This is a genomic window from Pontibacter sp. HJ8 (genome assembly GCF_054824225.1).
Map to the genome: position 1 here is coordinate 1 of NZ_JSYF01000208.1, position 2,473 is coordinate 2,473.

Annotated in this window: 3 protein-coding genes; all 3 read right to left on the reverse strand. The window is 52.1% G+C overall.

Annotation, left to right across the window (positions count from 1 at the left end; genetic code table 11):
- Nucleotides 1-18 precede the first annotated feature (18 nt).
- Nucleotides 19-372, reverse strand: coding sequence for an MmcQ/YjbR family DNA-binding protein (locus OB13_RS10190; RefSeq protein WP_461490059.1), 354 nt, complete (start codon nt 370-372; stop codon nt 19-21).
- A gap of 9 nt (nt 373-381) precedes the next feature.
- Entirely contained in the window at nt 382-546 is a 165-nt protein-coding gene (locus tag OB13_RS10195) for a DUF6728 family protein (RefSeq protein WP_461490060.1), read from the reverse strand.
- A 121-nt stretch (nt 547-667) separates the two neighbouring features.
- Nucleotides 668-2,473, reverse strand: a 1,806-nt coding sequence (gene ispG / locus OB13_RS10200; protein WP_461490061.1) for a (E)-4-hydroxy-3-methylbut-2-enyl-diphosphate synthase, incomplete at its 5' end; no start/stop codon positions are given.

Consider the following 2,473-nt stretch of genomic DNA (forward strand, 5'->3'; position numbering starts at 1 on the left):
ATACCTGATGGCTTTTCGCTATACTTCAAGTTCCTGTCGTTTGGCTTTGGGTAGTTTGGCAACCACGAGTGCATAAGAATCTTCAATAAGCTGGATGATGAGCGAATCGAGTAAACCAGATTCCGGTAAAACATCGTTCCAGTGAACCTTGCTCATATGGAAAGCAGGTTTGATTTGGGAGTACTGGTCACGAAGCTCAGCTGCCCGCTGCGGCTCGCATTTCAAGGCTATCCTTTTCCCAAACTCAGAAAGGCTACAGAGGGCAAACATTTTGCCGCATACCTTAAACACGAGCGTGTCGTCATCAAAAGGCAGTTCTTCTGTAGTACCCGCTTTTGAAATGCAGTAATCTCTGAACGCTTCTATGTTCACAGCTACTAATTATATGTGTTTTATAACAAAGTAGACCATAGCTGCCAGAAACATCAAAATCGAAATTTTGTTGATGGTATGCATGGTGCGCAGGTTAAAATTCGATCTACGGTTTGGGTCTTTCTTCCGGAAGAAATAGGTAGCAACTTCCGAAAAATCAAACATTCCTTTCATAATATTTTCATTAATCAGTTAGGATGAATTCGTATAGGTATAGCATGAACGATGCGTTCGGCTTCCTTTATTAAACAGTCAATCGTTATAAATGATTTAGACCAGCGCTTTTAAATTTTAGCTATACCTCCAGCTTCAAGGGCTCTATCCATTTGGCATCTTCCCGAATCAGCTCGATCAGTTCATCTACGGCACGGTCAGCAGGTACCGCTTTTTTCACCACGGTTTGCCCCCTGTAGAGCGCGATTTTGTCTTTGCCTACCCCGACATACCCATAATCGGCATCGGCCATTTCGCCGGGGCCGTTCACGATGCAGCCCATAATCCCGATCTTCACGCCTTTCAGGTGGTCGGTACGCTTGCGGATCATCGCAGTGGTTTCCTGCAGGTCAAATAAGGTACGGCCGCAGCTCGGGCAGCTGATATACTCTGTCTTGCTCATGCGGGTACGTGCGGCCTGCAGGATTCCAAAGCTCAGGTTATTCAGCTTGTCAATCGTCTGCAGCCACTCCCCTTTTTCCTGCTCCGGCAACAGCTCGGTTCCCAGTAGAATGCCGTCCCCTAGCCCGTCGATCAGCAGACCGCCCACGTCTGTAGAAGCGTACAGCTGTACCTCGTCCGCAGTCAGCTGGCCGTAAGCCCGCCTGATGATGGCCGGATTCTGTACGCCGTTGTTCATCAACCGGAAGAAGCACTTACGTAGCTCCGGCATCGCATGCGCATTATTCGTGTGGAGCACGAGCACTGCTGTCGCGTCTTGTTTCAGGCGCTCCATCAACTCGGGAAGGATGTCGTGTATTGTCGCCTCCACAAAATTAAGCTTCGGATGCAAATCCGTCGCGTCCATGTATTGCCTGGCGGTGAGCAGCGGATGCCGGTTTTCCTGATCCTCTGCCAGCTGCCAGGGCACGTAGTTCACTATTTCCTTCAGGCCATTGGGCAGCATGAACGTGATCGGCTGATCGCCGGAATAAATATAGTCCGCTCCCAGGTCATTCATGTTGAACTTGTCGAGCAGCATGGAGTACAGGTGCCCGACGCATTTCAGGTCCGCATACTGCACATCGGTGAGGCGGCTCAGGTCGGCTACCACGCGTGGCACGTTTTGCCCCCCCAGGTTCTCTGTTTCGTTTGTTTCCCGGCGGTGGTACTGAAACGGATCGATGGGCACATTGCAAATGGGCTGGATCGGCTCGGCCTTCTCAGCCCGGTAAGTATAGCGATCGATCAGGGCCTTGGCTACAGGAGCCTCTGCTTCCGGTGCCTCTGTCAGCGATACACGAACCGTATCACCCAGGCCATCTTCGAGCAAAGTGCCAATCCCGACAGCCGATTTGATGCGGCCGTCTTCTGCCTCGCCGGCCTCTGTTACGCCCAGGTGCAGCGGGTAGGGTTTCAACCCTTCCTCCTCCAGTTTCTGCACCAGCAGACGGTAAGCCTGCACCATCACCTGCGTGTTAGAAGCCTTCATCGAGATCACAATGTTGTAATACTGCTCATCTTCACAGATGCGCAAAAATTCCAGGGCACTCTCTACCATACCCAGTGGAGTATCGCCGTAGCGGCTCAGGATGCGGTCTGACAGGGAGCCATGGTTGGTGCCGATGCGCATGGCCGTACCGTGCTCCTTGCAGATGCGCACCAGCGGCACAAAACGCTCCCGGATACGGTCCAGCTCGGCCTGGTAGGTGGTGTCGTTGTATTCTATTACTTCGAATTTCTTTTTGTCGGCATAGTTACCGGGATTCACGCGGACCTTCTCCACGATACGGGCAGCCACTTCGGCAGCATTCGGAGTGAAGTGGATGTCTGCCACCAGCGGAGCTTGATACCCGCGTCGGCGCAGTTCGTCGCGTATAGCGCGTAAGTTTTCGGCTTCCTTGATGCTAGGGGCCGTAATCCGGATATATTCACAACCCGCCTCAAT